Origin of the sequence: Pseudomonas sp. 3MA1, assembly GCF_029237275.1 — a bacterium.
GTDB lineage: Bacteria > Pseudomonadota > Gammaproteobacteria > Pseudomonadales > Pseudomonadaceae > Aquipseudomonas > Aquipseudomonas fluorescens_AP.
Window position 1 is genome coordinate 79,801 of record NZ_JAACFX010000014.1, and the last position, 17,875, is coordinate 97,675.

17 protein-coding genes and 2 pseudogenes are annotated in these 17,875 nt (G+C 64.2%); 13 read left to right on the forward strand and 6 right to left on the reverse strand.

What is annotated here, in order from left to right:
• Positions 1-44: 44 nt before the first annotated feature.
• From GWQ44_RS27510 to GWQ44_RS27525, 4 genes are all read right to left on the reverse strand, one after another.
• Complete coding sequence (locus GWQ44_RS27510) at positions 45-2,525, reverse strand: TonB-dependent receptor (RefSeq protein ID WP_275928744.1); 2,481 nt, start codon at positions 2,523-2,525, stop codon at positions 45-47.
• 119 nt (positions 2,526-2,644) lie between these two features.
• Positions 2,645-3,586 carry a FecR domain-containing protein gene (locus tag GWQ44_RS27515; protein ID WP_275928745.1) on the reverse strand — a complete coding sequence of 314 codons (942 nt, stop codon included), beginning with the start codon at positions 3,584-3,586 and terminating at the stop codon, positions 2,645-2,647.
• A 2-nt stretch (positions 3,587-3,588) separates the two neighbouring features.
• Entirely contained in the window at positions 3,589-4,101 is a 513-nt protein-coding gene (locus GWQ44_RS27520; RefSeq protein ID WP_060841054.1) for a sigma-70 family RNA polymerase sigma factor, read from the reverse strand.
• 144 nt (positions 4,102-4,245) lie between these two features.
• Positions 4,246-5,238 carry a cytochrome-c peroxidase gene (locus GWQ44_RS27525; RefSeq protein ID WP_016967395.1) on the reverse strand — a complete coding sequence of 331 codons (993 nt, stop codon included), beginning with the start codon at positions 5,236-5,238 and terminating at the stop codon, positions 4,246-4,248.
• Between the two features lie 247 nt (positions 5,239-5,485).
• Here GWQ44_RS27525 and ggt point away from each other — a divergent pair, with 247 nt between their 5' ends.
• The 9 genes and pseudogenes from ggt to GWQ44_RS27570 all read left to right on the forward strand — a co-directional run bounded on the left by ggt (position 5,486) and on the right by GWQ44_RS27570 (position 12,376).
• On the forward strand, positions 5,486-7,321 hold the full coding sequence (gene ggt / locus GWQ44_RS27530; protein WP_275928746.1) for a gamma-glutamyltransferase: 1,836 nt from the start codon (positions 5,486-5,488) through the stop codon (positions 7,319-7,321).
• 154 nt (positions 7,322-7,475) lie between these two features.
• Complete coding sequence (locus GWQ44_RS27535) at positions 7,476-7,970, forward strand: GNAT family N-acetyltransferase (protein ID WP_275928747.1); 495 nt, start codon at positions 7,476-7,478, stop codon at positions 7,968-7,970.
• Between the two features lie 190 nt (positions 7,971-8,160).
• Positions 8,161-8,440: pseudogene (locus GWQ44_RS27540) on the forward strand (transcriptional regulator).
• 476 nt (positions 8,441-8,916) lie between these two features.
• The gene (locus GWQ44_RS27545) at positions 8,917-9,183 is read left to right on the forward strand and encodes a DUF3077 domain-containing protein (RefSeq protein ID WP_016967392.1); all 267 of its coding nucleotides are present in this window, start codon (positions 8,917-8,919) and stop codon (positions 9,181-9,183) included.
• Positions 9,184-9,298: 115 nt separating this feature from the next.
• The gene (locus tag GWQ44_RS27550; protein ID WP_275928749.1) at positions 9,299-9,601 is read left to right on the forward strand and encodes a type II toxin-antitoxin system HigB family toxin; all 303 of its coding nucleotides are present in this window, start codon (positions 9,299-9,301) and stop codon (positions 9,599-9,601) included.
• 5 nt (positions 9,602-9,606) lie between these two features.
• Positions 9,607-9,978 (forward strand): helix-turn-helix domain-containing protein, encoded by a 372-nt coding sequence (locus GWQ44_RS27555; RefSeq protein WP_016967390.1) that lies wholly within the window; start codon positions 9,607-9,609, stop codon positions 9,976-9,978.
• A gap of 78 nt (positions 9,979-10,056) precedes the next feature.
• The gene (locus tag GWQ44_RS27560) at positions 10,057-10,869 is read left to right on the forward strand and encodes a GyrI-like domain-containing protein (RefSeq protein ID WP_275928750.1); all 813 of its coding nucleotides are present in this window, start codon (positions 10,057-10,059) and stop codon (positions 10,867-10,869) included.
• Positions 10,870-11,002: 133 nt separating this feature from the next.
• Positions 11,003-11,728, forward strand: a complete 726-nt coding sequence (locus GWQ44_RS27565) for a polyphenol oxidase family protein (protein ID WP_275928751.1) — start codon at positions 11,003-11,005, stop codon at positions 11,726-11,728.
• A 66-nt stretch (positions 11,729-11,794) separates the two neighbouring features.
• On the forward strand, positions 11,795-12,376 hold the full coding sequence (locus GWQ44_RS27570; RefSeq protein WP_179599798.1) for a hypothetical protein: 582 nt from the start codon (positions 11,795-11,797) through the stop codon (positions 12,374-12,376).
• Positions 12,377-12,385: 9 nt separating this feature from the next.
• Here GWQ44_RS27570 and GWQ44_RS27575 read toward each other — a convergent pair.
• Together GWQ44_RS27575 and GWQ44_RS27580 are read right to left on the reverse strand one after the other, a co-directional pair.
• A pseudogene (locus GWQ44_RS27575) lies at positions 12,386-12,698 on the reverse strand (gamma-glutamylcyclotransferase).
• A gap of 100 nt (positions 12,699-12,798) precedes the next feature.
• Positions 12,799-13,278 carry a GNAT family N-acetyltransferase gene (locus tag GWQ44_RS27580; protein WP_179599797.1) on the reverse strand — a complete coding sequence of 160 codons (480 nt, stop codon included), beginning with the start codon at positions 13,276-13,278 and terminating at the stop codon, positions 12,799-12,801.
• A 194-nt stretch (positions 13,279-13,472) separates the two neighbouring features.
• Between GWQ44_RS27580 and GWQ44_RS27585 the strand changes: the two genes are divergently transcribed.
• The 4 genes from GWQ44_RS27585 to GWQ44_RS27600 all read left to right on the forward strand — a co-directional run bounded on the left by GWQ44_RS27585 (position 13,473) and on the right by GWQ44_RS27600 (position 17,852).
• Positions 13,473-14,282, forward strand: a complete 810-nt coding sequence (locus tag GWQ44_RS27585; protein ID WP_275928752.1) for an AraC family transcriptional regulator — start codon at positions 13,473-13,475, stop codon at positions 14,280-14,282.
• A gap of 80 nt (positions 14,283-14,362) precedes the next feature.
• Positions 14,363-14,749 (forward strand): cupin domain-containing protein, encoded by a 387-nt coding sequence (locus GWQ44_RS27590; RefSeq protein WP_016967385.1) that lies wholly within the window; start codon positions 14,363-14,365, stop codon positions 14,747-14,749.
• Between the two features lie 257 nt (positions 14,750-15,006).
• Positions 15,007-15,621, forward strand: a complete 615-nt coding sequence (locus tag GWQ44_RS27595; RefSeq protein WP_275928753.1) for a biliverdin-producing heme oxygenase — start codon at positions 15,007-15,009, stop codon at positions 15,619-15,621.
• The gene (locus tag GWQ44_RS27600) at positions 15,618-17,852 is read left to right on the forward strand and encodes an ATP-binding protein (RefSeq protein ID WP_275928754.1); all 2,235 of its coding nucleotides are present in this window, start codon (positions 15,618-15,620) and stop codon (positions 17,850-17,852) included. Before GWQ44_RS27595 ends, GWQ44_RS27600 begins: the two co-directional genes overlap by 4 nt.
• The last annotated feature ends 23 nt before the right edge of the window (positions 17,853-17,875 follow it).

Here is a 17,875-nt window from a genome sequence, read left to right on the forward strand (position 1 = left end):
CCCCCGCACAGGGGTGGTCATGGCTCCCTTCGAGCCATGACCCGCTACAGCGACCATCGCACCGTCACCATGGCATTGCGCGGTTCACCATAGATGTCATTGCCGTAGTAGGTATTGGTGCTGATGCTCTGGTAGTACTTCTTGTCGAAGACGTTGTTCAGGTTAAGCCGAAACTCAAGGTGTTCGGACGCCCGATAGCGAGTCATCAGGTCCACCAGGGCATAGCCTTTCTGTTCGACGTACATCGGCGTGCCCGAGTCGTAGAAATTCACATCCTTGTTGTAGATCCGGTTCTGGCTATAGAGCCCCCCGCCCACAGTCCAACGATGCAAGTCTCCCGGCAGTTGGTAAGTGGTAAAGGCCTTGAACACGTGACGTGGAATATCGGTGTCGAACAGGCGGCCAACATTGTCCTCGTTGCTGTCCTTGCGATACTTGGCCTGGGCATAGGTGTAGCCCGCCCCCAACTCCCAACCCGGCGCCAGCTTACCGTTGACCTCAAGCTCGATACCTTCGCTGCGCACCTCGCCGCTGGCTTCGTAGCACTGCAGGCTGGAGCACTGAGCGCTGACCACCTGCTTGGCGCGATTGACCTGGTCGATCCTGAACACCGCAGCGCTGGCGGTCAGGGCCCCCTCGAAGTATTCGCCCTTGATGCCCGTCTCGTAGTTCTTGCCGACTACGGGCTTGATCAAGCCACCGGAGCTGTCCACTTCCGCTTGTGGGCTAAAGACATCGGTGTAGCTGACATACACCGAGTGATGGGCGTCAAGGTCGTAGACCATGCCGGCATAGCGGGTGAGGTTGCGGGTGACCTTGTAGTCGGTGCTGGAGGCGGTGCGCACCCCGGCAAAGCGCGTATCCACATCGTAGTCGTACCAGTCCAGGCGCCCGCCCAGAATCAGGGTCAGGGGCTCGGCGAGGCTGAAACGTGAGGTGAGGTAGAAGCTTTTCAGCTCGGAGTTGCGCTCCTGGCGCCAGTAATCCAGGTCCATCTGCGGCTTGGGCACGCTATGGGGATCGGGACGGTAGATGTTGGTCCGCGTCTCGTTGTCCTGGAAATTGCCCTTGCCGCGAAAGGCCAGCTCACGCTGACTGGCCCCCACCACCAGCTCATGCTCACGCCCGAACAGGGCAAACGGCCCGGAAGCGAAGAGGTCGTAGCTGCCTTGCTGATCCTTGTAGTGGTACTGACCGACGTACTGGCCGAACTCGTCGAAATCGGCGCCGAAACGCTCGGTCATCGAACCGAGCATCTGCAAGTCGGACCAGGACTTGCTGGCCGACAGCAACAATTTCCAGGCGTTGTCGAAGCGGTACTCCAGGCGACCAAAGGCCGTGACGTTGTTCTGATCCCAGTACTCCCAGTCACTGCCCAGGTAGGCCGAGCGCGACAGGGGCAGGTGCCGGCCGTCAATCGCCGCAGGCAGCCCGCCCCAGGTCGTGGTCGTGTGCGACGCCTGATTGGTAGCGCCCACGGTCAGCGTGGTGTTGTCATTCAAGTCGGCCTCGACAATGCCGTAGAACACCGAACGCTCGGCATCGGCCACGTCCTGGAAACTGTTCTTGCTCTGGTAGGCAGTCACCAGGCGCCCGCGCAACGTGCCACTGTCATTGAGGGCACTGGAGGCATCGATTTCGCTGCGGTAATTGTCCCAACTGCCGGCACTGGCAGTGATGCTCAGACGCGGTGCGGCAGTGGGCCGCTTGCGCACCATGTTGATCGCCGCCGAGGGGCTGCCCGTCCCCTGCATCAGGCCAGCGGCGCCACGCATGACTTCGACCCGATCGAAGATCGCAGTGTCGGCCGCAGTGCTCATGTCCCGGCTCAGGTAATGCGACATGTCGTTGGCCAGGCCATCGACCATGAGGTTCTGTACTTCAAAACCCCGCGAATAGAAAATCGGCCGCTGGGGTCCGTCCTTGGTGATGGAAATGCCCGGGGTGCTCTTGAGCACATCCTCCAGGCTTTGCATGTTCTGATCGTCCATGCGCTGGCGGGTGACCACGGTCACCGACTGTGGAGTCTCGCGAATCGACAGGGCCAGCTTGGTGGCCGTCTGCATGGCACCGGTGGTGTAGGAACCGGTGTCTTCGGTGGTGGTACCCAGAGACACGCCGGTGATCTGGGTCGGCCCCAGATGCAGCGCCGCCCCCGTCGGCAACTTGACCAGGGTATAGCGCGCCGGGCCTTCCTGGCGCAGCTGCAAGCCACTGCCGGCCAGCAGCTGCGCCACGCCCTGACTGAAGGAATAATGGCCCTTGAGCCCCTGGGTAACGAGCCCCTGGGTCTGGCTGGAGCCAAAGGACAGGGTAACTCCGCTGGCCGCGGCAAACTCACTGAGTGCAGTACCCAGTGCTCCTGGCGCAATGTTGAATTCCTGCGCTTCGCCCACCGCCTCCTGGGCCAGGGCCAACGGCGCAACACAGGTGGCCGCCAGCAGCGTGCCAAGGGTGATGCTCAACGCCTTGCGATTGAAACTGCGCCGCAAGGCGGCCTGGGTGAAACGACTCCGGTGGCTCATGTACGCGTCCTATGCCATAGCAGTAAAGGCGGCTGATTGACCGCTCTACTGATGAGCCGAACGCCAGGCGGAATCGGCAAGGCGCATTGACGATTTTTCTTCAAGCGACCATTCGCCCGTCACGCTTGCACACGCACCCAGTACCTGGAAAACCGGCGCACCCTCACCGGCAACGACAATGGCAGGTTGGCCAGCACCCCATCGATATCATCCAGGCGGAAGGCCCCGCTGATGCGCAGTTGCGCAACTTCATCCGCACACCCCAGGTAGCCAGGGCGGTAACGACCCAGCTCACGGATGAAATCCGCCAGTCGCCAGTCAAGCGCCACCAACTGGCCCCGGACCCAGGCACTCTCGGCATTGTCCGCCACCCGCAGGGCACCCATCTGCCCGGAGCCGAAGGTCAGCGCCTGGCCTTCGGCGACCCTCCGGGCATGTTGCGGATCATCGTTCAGGCGCACCTCCACCGCATGTTGCTGAACCGATACTTGGCTGAAGGTCGGCTCCAGGCGCACATCGAAACGGGTGCCCAGGGCCCGGATGCGGCCATGGGCAGTTACCACCAGCAAAGGACGCGCCGGGGCCCGGTCTGCGGCCGTGGTGACCTGGATCTCGCCCTGACGCAGGAAGATCAGCCGTTCTTCATGGCTGTAGGCAACGTCGACCCGGGTATCGGTATTGAGGTGCAGCCGCGTGCCGTCGGCCAGCAGCTCTTCCCGGCGCTGGCCGGTGCGCGTGGCGAAGTCGGCGCTGTAGGGAGACAGCCGATAGCCGCCCAGCAACGCCGAGCCGCCAGCCATCAGCAGCAGTACCTTGAGGCCCTGGCGGCGCTGGATGCCCATTTCCGACAAGACCGGCAAGGCAATATCCTGCGGGACCCCACGCAACTGCTGTTGCAGCCTTTGCACCCGGGCCCAGGCTCGCGCATGTTGCGCATCGGCGCCAAGCCACTGCTGCCAGGCCTGTTGCTGCGCCGCGCTGACCTGTTGATCGTTGAGGACCAGGTACCAGTCCACCGCTGCCTGCAGGTGGGCCTTGTCCAGGGGAGGAGGCGACGGCACGTTCAATCGTCCATCAGTTGTATGCATTGCAGCAGTGCCTTGCCCAGATGATTCTTGACGGTGGTCACCGACACCCCCAACTGCCGCCCGACCTGCACATAGCTCAGGCCGTCCAGCTGCACCATGAGGAAAATCTGCCGGGTGCGCGTGCCCAGTCCATCGAGCAAGGCATCGATGGCCAGCAATGACTCGATGATCAGATGATGGGTTTCAGGTGAAATGTCCTGGGGCTCCGGACGTGCCGCCAAAGCCTCCAGATAGGCCTGTTCCAGAACTCTGCGGCGCGCCTTGTCGATCAGCAGGCCGCGGGCGATGGTCGCCAGGTAATGACGGGGCTCTCGCAGTGCCGGCAACTGGCGCAGCGACAGCATCCGCACGAAGGTGTCCTGGGCCAGGTCTGCGGCATCGGCACAGTTGCCGGTGCGGCTGCGCAACCAGCCCTTCAACCAGCCGTGGTGGGCGCCATACAGATCTTCGATCTCCAGCGATATTGAAGCCTTGACCCCTGCGTCCATGATTGACCGTCGCTAATGATAATATCTCTCATTATTATCCAGCCGTTTTTTCATGACAACAGAGCGCCCTTCTCGGCAGACCTGAATGCCGCATGCCAGGCCTTTCCGGAAAAACCGCAGCACGCTGCGGTTTTTCCACCCAGGTCAGTTGAAGGGTTGTGGACGCGGTGTCTGCGCCGAGGACGGCGGCAGGATCGGCAACTTGAAGTCCGGTTGATCGCCGGTCAGGGTCTCAAGGAAGGCCACGATCTGGCCGACCTCCTCGGTGCCCAGCTTGCGCCCCAATTGCAGGCGGGCCATCACGTCCACCGCCTCTTCCAGCTTCCAGTACGCGCCGTCGTGGAAGTAGGGATAGGTCAGCGCCACGTTGCGCAGGGTCGGCACCTTGAACAGCATGCGGTCGGCGTCCTTGCCGGTCAGCCCGGCCACGCCCTGGGCCGGGTTCTGGGTGACGTAGGGCTCGATCATGCCCATTTTCTGGAACGAGCCGCCGCCCACCGCCTCGCCGTTGTGGCAGGCCACGCAGCCGATGGACTTGAACAGTTGATAACCCTTGAGCGCAGTCGGGCTGATGGCCGCCTTGTCGCCCTTGAGCCAGCGGTCGAACGGCGCATTGGGCGTCACCAGGGTGTCTTCGAAGGCGGCAATGGCGTTGGTGGCGTCTTCGAACCTGATCTCATCGTTGCCATACACGCGCTTGAACGAAGCCCGGTACTGCGGAATGGAACGCAGCACCTCCACCGCCAGTTCATGGGTAAAGCCCATTTCCCCCGGGTTGGTGATCGGGCCGCTGGCCTGCTCCTGCAGCGTGGCCGCACGGCCATCCCAGTACTGGGCAAAGCTCAACCCGGAGTTGAGCACCGTCGGCGAGTTGATCGGCCCCTGGTGCCAGTTGTGGCCGATGGAGGTAGGCAGGTTGTCGCTGCCGCCCATGCTCAGGTTGTGGCAGGAGTTGCAGGAAATGAAACCGGACTTGGATAACCGTGGATCGAAGAACAATTGCTTGCCCAACTCCACCTTGGCCACATCGCTGATCTTCGCCGGCTGCACCGGCAGGATCGGCTCGCTCGGCGTCTCTCCCCGCACCTCGCTCCCCAGCAGCAATCCGAACACAAGTAACCACTTACAAGCGTGCATGGCGTCCTCTCATCAGGCTTATGGTTTGCTGCACCCTGTGCCCAACCTCCCCCTGCCGCCCTGACTCAGATCAATCGGTGGCCGGGTGCACGCCTGCCTGCGACCCTATGTACAGGGCTGCTGAACAGCGCCTTGCCACTGGCCGAGCGCAGGGTCATGGCCACCTGCCGGCCCTGCTGGCGGCGCCACTGCTGTACATTGCCCTCCACGGACGACACCTCATTTCCCAGTGAACGGAGCTCAACGCGTGTTCTCGATCTTCCCTCCCCGTCACCCCTCACTCCTCAGCCTCGGCCTGCTGGCCGCCGCCCTCAGCCTCAGCGCCTGCCACAACCCGCCTTCTTCCACCGCCCTGCCCGCCGCCCCGGAAATCGCCTCGGGCTACCGCACCGACATGCAGACCCGGCACGCCGACAAACACATGGCCGCCGCCGCCAACCCGCTGGCCGCCGAGGCCGGACGCGAGATGCTGCGCAAAGGCGGCTCGGCCATCGATGCGGCGATTGCCATGCAGGCGGTGCTGACCCTGGTGGAGCCGCAGTCCTCGGGGATTGGCGGCGGCGCGATGATCGTGCTCTGGGACGGCAAGGCCGTGCGCACTTATGACGGCCGGGAAACCGCGCCGGCGGGCGCCACCGAAAAGCTCTTCCTGCAGGCGGACGGCAAGCCGATGCCCTTCCCCCAGGCACAGATCGGCGGCCGCTCGGTGGGCACCCCGGGCGTATTGCGCGCCCTGGAAATGGCCCACCAGAAACACGGGCGCCTGCCTTGGGCGCAATTGTTCGAACCGGCAATCCGCCTGGCCGAGCAAGGTTTCGCTATCTCGCCACGCCTGCACAGCATGATCAGCGCCGATCCGTTCCTGGCCCGCTCGCCGGACATGGCCGCGTACTTCCTGAATGCCGACGGCACGCCGAAAGCCGTGGGCACCTTGCTGAAAAATCCACAGCTGGCCGCCGTGCTCAAGCGCATCGCCCTGGAAGGCCCGGACGCCCTGTACACAGGCCCGGTGGCTGCGGAAATAGTCGCCAAGGTCCAGGGCCACGCCAACCCCGGCAGCCTGTCGCTCAACGACCTGCAAGGCTACCGCGCCAAGGAACGCGCGCCGCTGTGCAGCGACTACAAGCGCTGGCAGGTGTGCGGCATGCCGCCGCCTTCATCGGGCGGTGTGGCGGTGGCGCAGATCCTCGGCACCCTGCAGGCTCTGGAACAACGCGACCCGCGCTACGCCCTGGCCCAGCTCAAGCCGCAGAAAACCAAACTGCCCGCCGGCCTTGAGCCCGCGCCGCAAGCGGTGCACCTGATCGCCGAAGCCGAGCGCCTGGCCTATGCCGACCGCGGCCTGTACGTGGCCGACAGCGACTTCGTACCGGTGCCCGTGGCCGGCCTGATCGCCCCGAGCTACCTGGCCAAACGCGCCGCGCTGATCGGCGAGCGCAGCCTGGGCAAGGCCGAGCCGGGCAAGCCCCAGGGCATCCAGGTGGCTTACGCACCGGATCGCTCGCCAATGCGCATCTCCACCTCGCAAGTGGTGGCGATGGATGACCAGGGCGGCGCGGTGTCCATGACCACCACGGTGGAAGCGGCCTTTGGTTCGCACCTGATGGTCCAGGGCTTCATGCTCAACAACCAGCTGACCGACTTCTCCTTCATCCCCGAGGAAAATGGCCAGAAGGTGGCCAACCGCGTCGAACCGGGCAAGCGCCCGCGCTCGTCCATGGCGCCGACCCTGGTCTTCGACCGCGCCAGCGGCGAACTGCTGGCCAGCGTCGGTTCCCCCGGCGGCTCGCAGATCATCGAGTACGTGGCCAAGTCGCTGGTGGGCATGCTCGACTGGAACCTCGACCCGCAAGCCGCCGTCGGCCTGCCCAACTTCGGCAGCCGCAACGGCCCCACCGAACTGGAGACCGGCCAATTCAGCCCGGCGCTGAAACAGGCGCTGAAAGCCCAGGGTCATGAACTGAACGAGATCGACATGACCAGCGGTACCCAGGCCATCGTTCGCGTGCGTAATGCCCAGGGCAAAGCCTCCTGGGCCGGCGGCGCCGATCCACGGCGCGAAGGGGAAGCGCTGGGGGATTGAAGGCCCTGTGCTGAACCCGAGGGCTGGCCGTGAGGCTGGCCCTTTTTTGTGGGCGGGGGCCCAGGGCGCTGTATGCAAGATTTTGCGGCGGTCTGTGTCTGACCCAGCCAGGGGTTCTGCCCTAGCATCGTCCTAGTCCAGCGAGGAACCGACGATGAACGAAATTGCCGCCAACCTTGATCTCCCGGGCCTGAGCCCACGCCGCCTGACGCCCCAGGACCTTGAAGTGATCTGCCGTCATCGCCAGGCGATGTTTCTCGATGCGGGCAAAGACCTCTGCACCTTGCAGCTGATGACCGAGCACTTTCGCCCCTGGTTGCGCGAACGCCTGGAGGACGGCCGCTATTACGGCTTCGCCCTGATGGACGCCGAGCAGAGCGTGGCCAGCATCGGCCTGATGAGCATCGACTGGCCGCCCCACCCTTCCCATCCGACCCAGGATCAGCGCGGCTACGTGCTCAACGTCTACGTCGAACCGGCCTACCGGAGGCGCGGCCTCGCGTCGGCGCTGATGAAACTGGCGGAGGCCGAGTTCAGCCAGCGCGGGCTGGGCTTTGCCGTGCTGCATGCGACCGAGGCCGGCAAGCCGCTGTATCAGGGGCTGGGTTGGGCGGCGACCAGTGAGATGGCGAAAGTGCTGGTAGGTTGAGTGAGTGACTGAGTTTCAGGTGATGCAAAAGGTGACATCGAAGACATGGATCACACACAAGAAAGCGAATGGGCTGACTGGAAATCAGGACTCCGCTCATTGGCGTTGCAACTCCACGTTCTTAATCTCCAAGGCGCTACCGAAAACATTCCAGCGCCCGTTCTGCGCAGAATCGCGAAGGAGATGAATCATGCCCCTTACTGAAGAAGAACTGTTGGCACGTGATGCCAAACGCAATATCGGCCAGGAGCTTCTGGACGCGATCATCGATGTCAAAGCCGGCCGGCAGGGCCATAGCATTCCGATCACCAAGGCCGCCGAAGCCCGTGGTAAAACCGGGTTGTCGAACCCAAACTTGCCCAACTGCTTGGCGTCTCGGTGAGAGCCCTTCCGGAGCGGCCCGTTCATTGCTGCATATCGCGATGCTCAGGCCCGATGTATTTCGTGAGGTGCTGGCACAACCTCTGTAGCCGCTGCCGCAGGCTGCGATAAGGACCGAAGGGCCTTCGGCGCCTGGGAGATCGCGGCGACCGTTCCGGTCGTTCGCAGCCTGCGGCAGCGGCTACAGGGTTGGTCAATCTCATAGTCATAAAATGTCGCGGCAATGCCGTTGCGACGCCCTCCCCTCCCGGCTATTCTTCGCCCGTCGCTGCAACATCAGCGAACGGGCTTGGCGGCCCGAACCACGAAAGGCGCAATAGCGCCCAAACACGAATGAAGGCGCTTTTTTTGTGCCCGCATTTCTGTGTCATGGCGGATTGCGCAGGGACCCCTTCGGGGGTGCCGGTTCCTTTCGTGCCGGTCCGCCAACCTTGTGCAATCCGCCACCCCAATCTGCTTGGCGGCAGACGGTGGTGGTTCCCCATACGAAAGGAGTCGTCACCATGCACCACACTCGAAATCCGTCCTCCCCACACCTCCCGTCACACAAAACCGGAGGTGCCCGATGACCACTCAATCGCCCCTGACCACCCTCGGTGAAATCCGCTTTTCCCAGTGCGGCGAGCACCCGCATCCGCTGTTTCGGGTGAATGCCGACGTGCCGATCAGCGATGCCCTGGAACACGCCTCGGCGCTGTTGCATCTGGCAAAGCAATTCACCCTGGAGGCGGCCATGGAGCCACGGTGCGACCGCTATGCTTGGGCGGCACACTACCTGGCAGAGATGGGCAAGGCACTGATGGACGACGTGCACGCCACACTCTCTGCATGACCTGATCGTCCCTGAACCAACGTCGCCTGCGCGGGCAGATCCAGCGATCTGCCCGTACATCGCTTGACGCACTCAGCGACTTGTTTAAGTCCCAGGACGGGACTAGGATCGCACCATGAGAATTATTGCAGTCAGTCAGTTGAAGGCCTTCTGGGAGCAGTACCCGGATGCAGAACAGCCCTTGCTGGCCTGGATCGATGAAGCAAGGAAAGCCGAGTGGACCAACCCCGCGCAGATCAAGGACCAGTACCGCAGTGCAAGCGTTCTCAAAAGCCGCAGGGTGGTCTTCAACATCAAGGGCAACGAGTATCGACTGGTCGTTGCCGTGGCCTATCGTTTCGGCGCGCTCTACATCAAGTTCGTAGGTACCCACCAGCAGTACGCCGCCATTGATGCCGACCGCGTAGACAGGGAGTAACCCACATGAACATCCGCCCCATCCACACCGACCAGGACTACCGCGCCGCGCTCAAAAGCGTCTCGCCCCTGTTCGACAATGAGCCGCAGCCCGGGACGCCTGAAGGCGATTACTTCGATGTGATGATCACCCTGATCGAGGCATACGAAGCCAGGCAGTTTCCCCTGGACCTGCCCAACCCGATCGAGGCGATCAAGTTCCGCATGGAGCAATCCGGCTTGTCCGCCGCCGACCTGGCGCCGGCCATCGGCCGCACCAATCGCGTCTACGAGGTGCTCAACGGCAAGCGCGCGCTGACCCTGCCGATGATCTGGAAACTGCACCAGCTGTTCGGCATCCCGGCCGAAAGTCTGATCAAGCCGAGCAAATCGTCCTGAGCCACGCTGCCGGGCTTGAGCTTGCCCTTGGGTAAAGGCTCAACCTGCCTGGCAGCCCAACCACACCAAGGACGTTCCATGCTCACCATCGGCCAAATGGCTCGCTGCCACAGCCTCACTACCAAGACCCTGCGCCACTACGACAGCATCGGCCTGTTCACCCCGGCCCTCACCGGCCGCGACAACGGCTACCGCTACTACAGCCCGGAACAGATCGTGACCCTGGGGCGCATCGTCTGGCTGCGGCAACTGGGCATGTCCCTGGAAGACATCCGCACGCTGGCGGACCAGGGCGGCCTGGACAGCGTGCTGCACATGCAGCAATCACTGCAGGACCACGCCCGGCAGCTGGAAAGCGAGATTGCCCGCAGCCAGAAAGTGCTCGACCACCTGCAACGCTATCTGGCGCAACCGCAACGCCAGATTCCGGCGCCGCAAACGCCGGAAAAAGTGCTCCTGGCGCCGCTACGGATCATCGGCATGGCCTGGCAGCAGGGGGATCCGGGCTCCATCGCCGAACTCTGGCAGCGCTTCGAACCCCGTGAACAGGAGATCCAGCGACTGGCCGACCCCGTTGGCACTTACGGTATCTGCCAACCTCTGGACGACGGCCATTGGCGCTACATCGCCGGCCTGCCGGTGGCCGCCGACGCGCCCTTGGTGCCGGGCATGGTGGAGCTGGAAATCCCCGGCCGCCACTACGCCCGGGTTGAGCATCACGGCACCGTGCACACCCTGCCGGAAACCTTCCGCGCCGCCTACAGCGAATGGCTGCCCGCGGCCGGGCTGCTGCCGATCGAAGCCCTGGAGTTCGAGTACAGCGGCGAACGCTTTCTCGGCCCGCTGAATCCCCACAGCGTGGTGGAGTTGTATATCCCGTTGAACGTGTGAAACGCCCGGCGCAGAGGCCGGCCATGGAACGACCGCTGGTCTGGGACCCTGTCCGGGCCGGCCGTTGTCAGCAAAAGTACCGCGGATGCCGTTATGCTCTGCAGCCATTCCCAGGCAACCGAGCGAAGGCGCGATGAGTTTCCAGGCAGGTGTGTTGCAGCAGATAACCGGCATCCGTCATGAGTTTTCCATCGTAGGCGCTGCCATGCCGGCCAATCTGTTCTTCTGCTCCCAGGTCCACAGCGGCGAAGTGGTGGAAGCCAGTACCACCCTGCCCAGCGGGATCATTCGTGGCGACGCGGTCCTGACCCATTCCGCCCGGCCCATCGCGGTGGTCACCGCCGATTGCCTGCCGCTGCTGATCAGCAGCCACGATGGCGCCTGGGTGGCAGCGGTGCACGGTGGCTGGAAAGGCCTGCGCAACGGGATCATCGCCCATGTGCTGGAGCACTTTGCCGCCCGCGGCGTCGGCGTGCCTCAACTGCGCGTGGCCATCGGCCCGTCGATCAAGCCTTGCTGCTATGAAGTCAGCGCCGATTTCATCGACTCCCTGTCCGCCGCTCATGATCCGCTGTGGCCATCTGCGCAAGCCCCCTGGAGTCGCCAACAGCCGGCCCCGCTGCTGCCCCCGCAAATTCCCCCGCCACAGCCGACCCAGGCCGACTCCCTGTGGTTCGACCTGAGTCGCTACGCCGTGTACCTGCTGCATGCCGCCGGCATCCAGGATGAGCAGATCGAAATCAGCGAGCTGTGCACCTACTGCTCGACCCCGACCCTGGCCAGCTATCGCCGACGCTTGCATCGGGGTGAAGCCAAGGCCTTCCAGTACTCCTGGATCGGCCGGACAGCCGCTTCATGATCAACAGCGCCGCCCGACTGCGGTAGGCTTGCCCCCTTCCCCTCAGACCCAACCCAAGGAGTGCCCGTGTCTGACAATCTCTATGCCCCGCCCCAGGCGGATCTGGCCGCCCCTTCGGCGCAAGCAGCAGCGCAACCTTTCTATGTGGTGTCCAAGGCCAAGTTCCTGACCCTGTACATCCTCACCTTCGGTGTCTACCAGCTGTATTGGGCCTACAGGAACTGGCATCAGTTCAGGCACGCCAGCGGCCAGGAATTGTGGCCGCTGGTCCGTGCCTTTCTCTCGATTTTCTTCATCCATGCGCTGTACCGCGAAGCCGACGCGATACTCAAGCGCGACGGCCGCAGCCAAGACTGGCGGCACGACGAACTGGCCACCCTTTTTGTCGGTGGGGTGATCCTCAATGCCGTGCTGGATGGCCTGGCCCGCCAGCACATGGGCTACCCGTTCATCGACATCGCCAGCCTGGCGTTGCTGCCGGTGCTGGCGTGGGTCACCTGGCTGGGCCAGCGCGGCCTGAATGCCGCCGCCGGCGACCCCGAAGGCCGCAGCAATGCCCGTTTCACCCCGCTCAACTATGTGCTCTGCGCCCTTGGGGCCGTGGTGCTGGTGCTGGCTTGCATCGGGGTGATGCTGCCGCCGGAGTGACCCCGGAACTCAGGCGCTGACGTAGACCCAGGCCTGGATCCCGGAGGCCAGGGTCACGCGCAGCCGCCAGTTCCTCGGGAGAGATACCGAACACCGTGCCGGCAAGCGGCGCGCTGTTCGCCGTCCCAGGGCGCAGGATCGGGTGACGGATCTTGCCACTGGCGGCCAATACCTCCTGATCGGTGATCTGCACCCAGCCCTGCTGGTGACCGAGCATCGCCTCCTGGTGGCCCTGCAGCTCACGGTCGGAGTTGGCCAACTGCTGCGCCTTGTCCTGCAGGGGGCCGCAGAAAAGCCCCGATGCGGGTGTTGCCCTGCTCATCCGCGACGCCCCTGGTCGATGCTGGTCCGCAATGGCGGGTGATGATCAAGACCGGTACATGAATGATCTGCGCTCATCAATCCCGCAGCGGCCGCAGGCTTCAGCTCGGGCTGTAGCGCAGGTGGATCAGCGCCAACCTTTCCTGCTGCTTGTTCTTGCGCTCTTCAATGGCAAAAGGCACAAACCCCAGCTTCGGATAAAGCAGCAAACCCGCCACATTGCTGTTGAAGCAGGACAGGGTCACCTCGCTGGCCTGGTGCTGGCTGCGGGCGATCTCGATCATCTGCCCGATCAACTGCGCCCCCAGGCCGAGGCCGCGCGCTTCGGGGTCGACGATCACGTTGCCGATGGTGCAGGTGCCGTCCTTTTCCCAACGATAAAAATTGGCAAAACCCACCACCTGCCCATCCAACTCGATCACCGTCGAGTCGCTGCGCTGGGCGATGGAGTCGCGCAACTGGTCGTGGGTCAGCGGCCAGGTGGCGGCGGGAAAGAAGAAAAACAGCTCTTCGGGATTGCGCGCAAAAGTGCAGATACGCGGGATGTCGGCGTCTTCTGCCGGGCGAAAGGCAACAGCCATGTGCAGTCTCCAGATACGGGGACATAACGTCCTTGTGAGGGGTAATCGTGCCTGCAGATTAGTCACCCGCCCGCGTGGCAATAGCAAGAGGCAGTTGCCGCACAGAGGCTTGTGCCATCGGCCCCAGCCTTGCAGACAAGCGCCAAGCCCCTGGGTTAATGTGCGGCTCTCGCAAAATCCACCAGGAATGCCCCATGGTCAAGCCCACCGCTGTCACCGACTGGGTTCATCGCGCGCCGCCCACCCGGGGCCTGGAGCGCATCGAGGCGTATTTCGCCGGCCATGGCTATGACATGCACCGCCACGACACCTACGCCATCGGCCGGACCCTGCGCGGGGTGCAGAGCTTCCAGTACCGCGGCGGCTGGCGCCATAGCCTGCCGGGGGCAACCATGGTCCTGCACCCCGACGAAGCCCACGATGGCGAGGCCGGCACCCACGACGGTTTCCACTACCGCATGCTGTATGTCGAACCCGCGCTGATCCAGCGGATCCTCGGCGGCCAGCCCCTGCCCTTCATTGCCGGTGGCCTGTCCAACGATCCGCGGCTGTCCGCCGCCACCGACGCCTTGCTGCGCGGGCTCGACAGCCCCCTGGATCCGCTGGAACAGGAAGACGCCCTGTTCGACCTGGCCCACGCCCTGAACAGCGTGTCCGGCATCACCCGGTCGCGCCAGCGCCTGGACTATGCCGCCGCGCAACGGGCCCGGGACTACATCCACAGTGCCCTGGACCGGACCCTGACCCTGGACGAACTGGAGGCCCACAGCGGACGCGACCGCTGGAGCCTGTCCCGGGACTTTCGCCTGCTGTTCGGCACCAGCCCCTATCGCTACCTGAGCATGCGCCGCCTGGACCTGGTCCGCGCCCTGCTGGTCCAGGGCCAGTCCCTGACCCAGGCGGCGCTGATCGCCGGGTTTTCCGACCAGAGCCACATGACCCGGCAGTTCCGCCAGGCTTACGGCCTGCCTCCGGCGCGCTGGCTGAAGATGCTCGGCCGCTGAGCCACACACGATCGTTCAAGAAACCACCGCCGCCGGCTGGTTACCCTCAGTGCTCATTCATCACTGATGTGGACCGCAACATGCCCAACCCAACCGCGCAAACCGCCTACCAGAGCATCAACTTCAAGCACAAGCTCGGCCTGTTCAGCGAACACTGGACCCCCAAGGTGATCGCCGAGATGAATGACTACCAGTTCAAGATCTCCAAGCTGCAAGGGGAATTCGTCTGGCACAGCCACGCCGACACCGACGAAACCTTCATCGTCCTCGACGGCCAGCTGTACATCGACTTTCGCGACGGCCGGGTGTCCATCGGCAGCGGCGAGATGTTCGTGGTGCCCAAGGGCGTCGAGCACAAGCCCTGGGCCGAGCAGGAGGTCAAGCTGCTGCTGATCGAGCCCAAGGGCGTGCTCAACACCGGCGACCAGGGCGGCGAACGCACGGCGCAGAACGACGTCTGGATCTGACCCCCGCCTGAATCTGCAAGGTGGAAAAGGGAATTTCCACCGCGCCGGCGGGGTCAGACGCTTTGACATGCCACTCCAATAACCGCTGCTGACCGACCGACGGAGTGCCAAAAACCCTACGTCGGGGAAAAAGCACGGGTAAAGTGACGCTTCGATTTTTTCTGTGCGATGGCTCTATCGCGGGGATGCCAGCCTGGTCCCGGCCTTTGATGACGCCCATGGCGCGTCCACTACCTGTTGCGACCCCTGATCCCTGCATGCCGACACCGCACCAAGCCAGCACCACGCCCACCCTGCTTCAAGACCTGCGCACCGGCACCGCGACCTTGCACGTAGCCCTGGAGAAACGCCTGCCGTTCTTCTGCGCGCAGCTTGATGCGCCCTGGTATCGACGCCTGATCCAGGCCTATTACGGTTTCTATCAGCCCCTGGAGGCGGCCCTGCAGGACAGCGGCCTGATCCCGCCGGGCTACGACCCCAGCCAACGCCTGAAAACCCCGACCCTGTTCGGGGATCTGCGTGCCCTGGGCCTGGATGCCGCCAGCATCCAGGCCCAGCCCCGCTGTGAGCAGCTGCCGTGCCTGACTGGCGCCGGGGCCTGCCTGGGCGTGCTCTACGTACTGGAAGGCGCGACCCTGGGCGGACAGGTCCTGCGCCGGGAAATGGCCCTACGCCTGGATCTGGACGCCAACAACGGCGGCGCCTTTCTCGACGTCTATGGCGCTGCCACCGGGCGGCGCTGGAAGGACTTTCTCGACTACCTGGGGCGCATGCCCGAAGACGCGAGCACGCGCCGAGACGCGGTCAGCGCCGCGCAATCCACATTTGCCTGTTTCGAACGCTGGCTCGACCGCCGCGAGGTGCTGCTATGACCCCCCAAGATTCCCAAACCTTCGAACAGTTGCTGGCCAACTGCGCCAACGAGCCGATCCGCTCCCCGGGGGCGATCCAGCCCCATGGTGTGTTGCTGACCCTGTGCGAACCGCAACTGCACATCCAGCAGATCAGCGCCAACGTCGAGACGCTGCTGGGCCAGCCCGCCGAATCGCTGCTGGGCCAGCCTCTGGAGCAGTTGCTGGGGGCCGCGGACGGCCAACGCATCCGTGAGGAGCTGCAACTGCAGCAACTGGCCGATGCCCCTGCGCTGTACCTGTCGCTCAACGGCCGACGCTTCGAAGGCTTGCTGCATCGCCACCAGGGGGTGCTGATGCTGGAGCTGGAAATCCAGCCCGATCAGCCCCGGCCACACACGTGGCAGAACGACGACCTCGGGCGCCTGCTGCGGCGCCTGCAAGCGGCCAGGACCCTGCACGAGCTGTACGCCATCAGCGTCAGCGAGATCCAGGCCATGACCGGCTACGACCGGGTGCTGATCTACCGCTTCGAGGAGGAAGGCCACGGCCAGGTGATCGCCGAAGCCACTCGCCCCGAGATGGAGGTGTTCAACGGCCTGTTCTTCCCCGCCTCGGACATTCCCCAGCAGGCCCGCGAGCTGTACCGCAGCAACTGGCTGCGGATCATTCCCAACGCCGACTACCAGCCGGTGCCGCTGCTGCCGACCCTGCGCCCGGACACCCGGCAGCCCCTGGACCTGAGCTTCGCCACCCTGCGCAGCGTGTCGCCGATTCACTGCCAGTACATGAAGAACATGGGCGTGCTGTCGTCCATGAGCATTTCCCTGCTCAAGGACGATCAGCTCTGGGGCCTGATCAGTTGCGGCAACCGCCAGCCGCTGCTGGTGCCCCACGAACTGCGCATCGCCTGCCAGACCATTGGCCAGGTGCTGTCGTTGCAGATCAGCGCCATGGAAGCCCTGGACCTGAGCCGCCAGCGGGAAGAGAAAGTCGCGGCCCTGGCCAGCCTCGACCAGGCCATGCGCGACACCTGCGGCAGCGTTTTCGACGGTTTGACCCAGGCGCCGCAGGTACTGCTGGACCTGACGCAAGCCGGCGGCGTGGCGATCATCGAGGACAAACAGCTGCACTGCTTCGGCCAGTGCCCGCCCCGGGACGAAATCCGCGCCCTGCACCGCTGGTTGCAAGGCACCGGGGAAGCGGTGTTCGCCAGCCATCACCTGGCCAGCGTGTATCCGCCGGCGGCGAGTTATCAACAGGTCGCCAGTGGCGTCCTGGCCATGAGCCTGCCCAAGCCTGTGGATAACGGCGTGCTGTGGTTCCGCCCGGAAGTGAAGGAAAACATCCACTGGAGCGGCAACCCGCAAAAGCCCCTGGACCTGGAAAACTCCGAGGCCGGCCTGCGCCTGCGGCCGCGCACCTCGTTCGAGATCTGGAAGGTGGAAATGGCCGGGATCTCCAGCAAGTGGAGCCACGGCGACCGCTTCGCCGCCAACGACCTGCGCCGCTCGGCCCTGGAACACGACCTGGCGCGCCAGGTCCTGCGGGAACAACAGGCGGTGCGCGCCCGGGATGAGCTGGTGGCGGTGGTGTCCCACGACCTGCGCAACCCGATGACGGTGATTTCCATGCTCTGCGGCATGCTGCAGAAGGCCTTCAGCTCCGACGGTCCGCACACTTCGCGACGCATTTCCTCGGCCATCGACACCATGCAACAGGCCGCCAGTCGCATGAACAACCTGCTGGAGGACTTGCTCGACACCTCGAAGATCGAGGCCGGGCGCTACAGCATCGCGCCCCAGCCGCTGGAGGTCAGCCAGATCTTTGAGGAGGCCTATTCGCTGCTGGCGCCCCTGGCCCAGGACAAGGCCATCGACATCAGCTTTCACGCCGAGCCGGAGCTGACCATCCATGCCGATCCCGAGCGCCTGTTCCAGGTGCTGTCGAACCTGGTGGGCAACGCCATCAAGTTCACCCCCATGCAGGGCAAGGTCGGGGTGGTGGCGATGTCCGACGGCGAGCAGATCGTCTTCAGCGTCCGCGACAGCGGGGAAGGCATTCCCGCCGACCAGTTGCCGTTTATCTTCGACCGCTACTGGACCCTGAAGGAAGGCAACCCCAACGGCACCGGCCTGGGGCTGTACATCACCCAGGGCATCATCCAGGCCCACGGCGGCAAGATCGAGGCCCACAGCGAGCCGGGCAAGGGCAGCGAGTTCCGCTTCAGCGTGCCCCGCGCCAGCCTCTGAAGCCGGCCCCGGGGCCGCCGAGC

Coding starts and splice junctions, on each gene's coding strand:
- GWQ44_RS27510 (WP_275928744.1), bottom strand. CDS start 2,525: ATGAGCCACCGGAGTCGTTTCACCCAGGCCGCCTTGCGGCGCAGTTTC.
- GWQ44_RS27520 (WP_060841054.1), bottom strand. CDS start 4,101: ATGGACGCAGGGGTCAAGGCTTCAATATCGCTGGAGATCGAAGATCTG.
- GWQ44_RS27525 (WP_016967395.1), bottom strand. CDS start 5,238: ATGCACGCTTGTAAGTGGTTACTTGTGTTCGGATTGCTGCTGGGGAGC.
- GWQ44_RS27535 (WP_275928747.1), top strand. CDS start 7,476: ATGAACGAAATTGCCGCCAACCTTGATCTCCCGGGCCTGAGCCCACGC.
- GWQ44_RS27545 (WP_016967392.1), top strand. CDS start 8,917: ATGACCACTCAATCGCCCCTGACCACCCTCGGTGAAATCCGCTTTTCC.
- GWQ44_RS27550 (WP_275928749.1), top strand. CDS start 9,299: ATGAGAATTATTGCAGTCAGTCAGTTGAAGGCCTTCTGGGAGCAGTAC.
- GWQ44_RS27555 (WP_016967390.1), top strand. CDS start 9,607: ATGAACATCCGCCCCATCCACACCGACCAGGACTACCGCGCCGCGCTC.
- GWQ44_RS27560 (WP_275928750.1), top strand. CDS start 10,057: ATGCTCACCATCGGCCAAATGGCTCGCTGCCACAGCCTCACTACCAAG.
- GWQ44_RS27565 (WP_275928751.1), top strand. CDS start 11,003: ATGAGTTTCCAGGCAGGTGTGTTGCAGCAGATAACCGGCATCCGTCAT.
- GWQ44_RS27580 (WP_179599797.1), bottom strand. CDS start 13,278: ATGGCTGTTGCCTTTCGCCCGGCAGAAGACGCCGACATCCCGCGTATC.
- GWQ44_RS27585 (WP_275928752.1), top strand. CDS start 13,473: ATGGTCAAGCCCACCGCTGTCACCGACTGGGTTCATCGCGCGCCGCCC.
- GWQ44_RS27590 (WP_016967385.1), top strand. CDS start 14,363: ATGCCCAACCCAACCGCGCAAACCGCCTACCAGAGCATCAACTTCAAG.
- GWQ44_RS27595 (WP_275928753.1), top strand. CDS start 15,007: ATGCCGACACCGCACCAAGCCAGCACCACGCCCACCCTGCTTCAAGAC.
- GWQ44_RS27600 (WP_275928754.1), top strand. CDS start 15,618: ATGACCCCCCAAGATTCCCAAACCTTCGAACAGTTGCTGGCCAACTGC.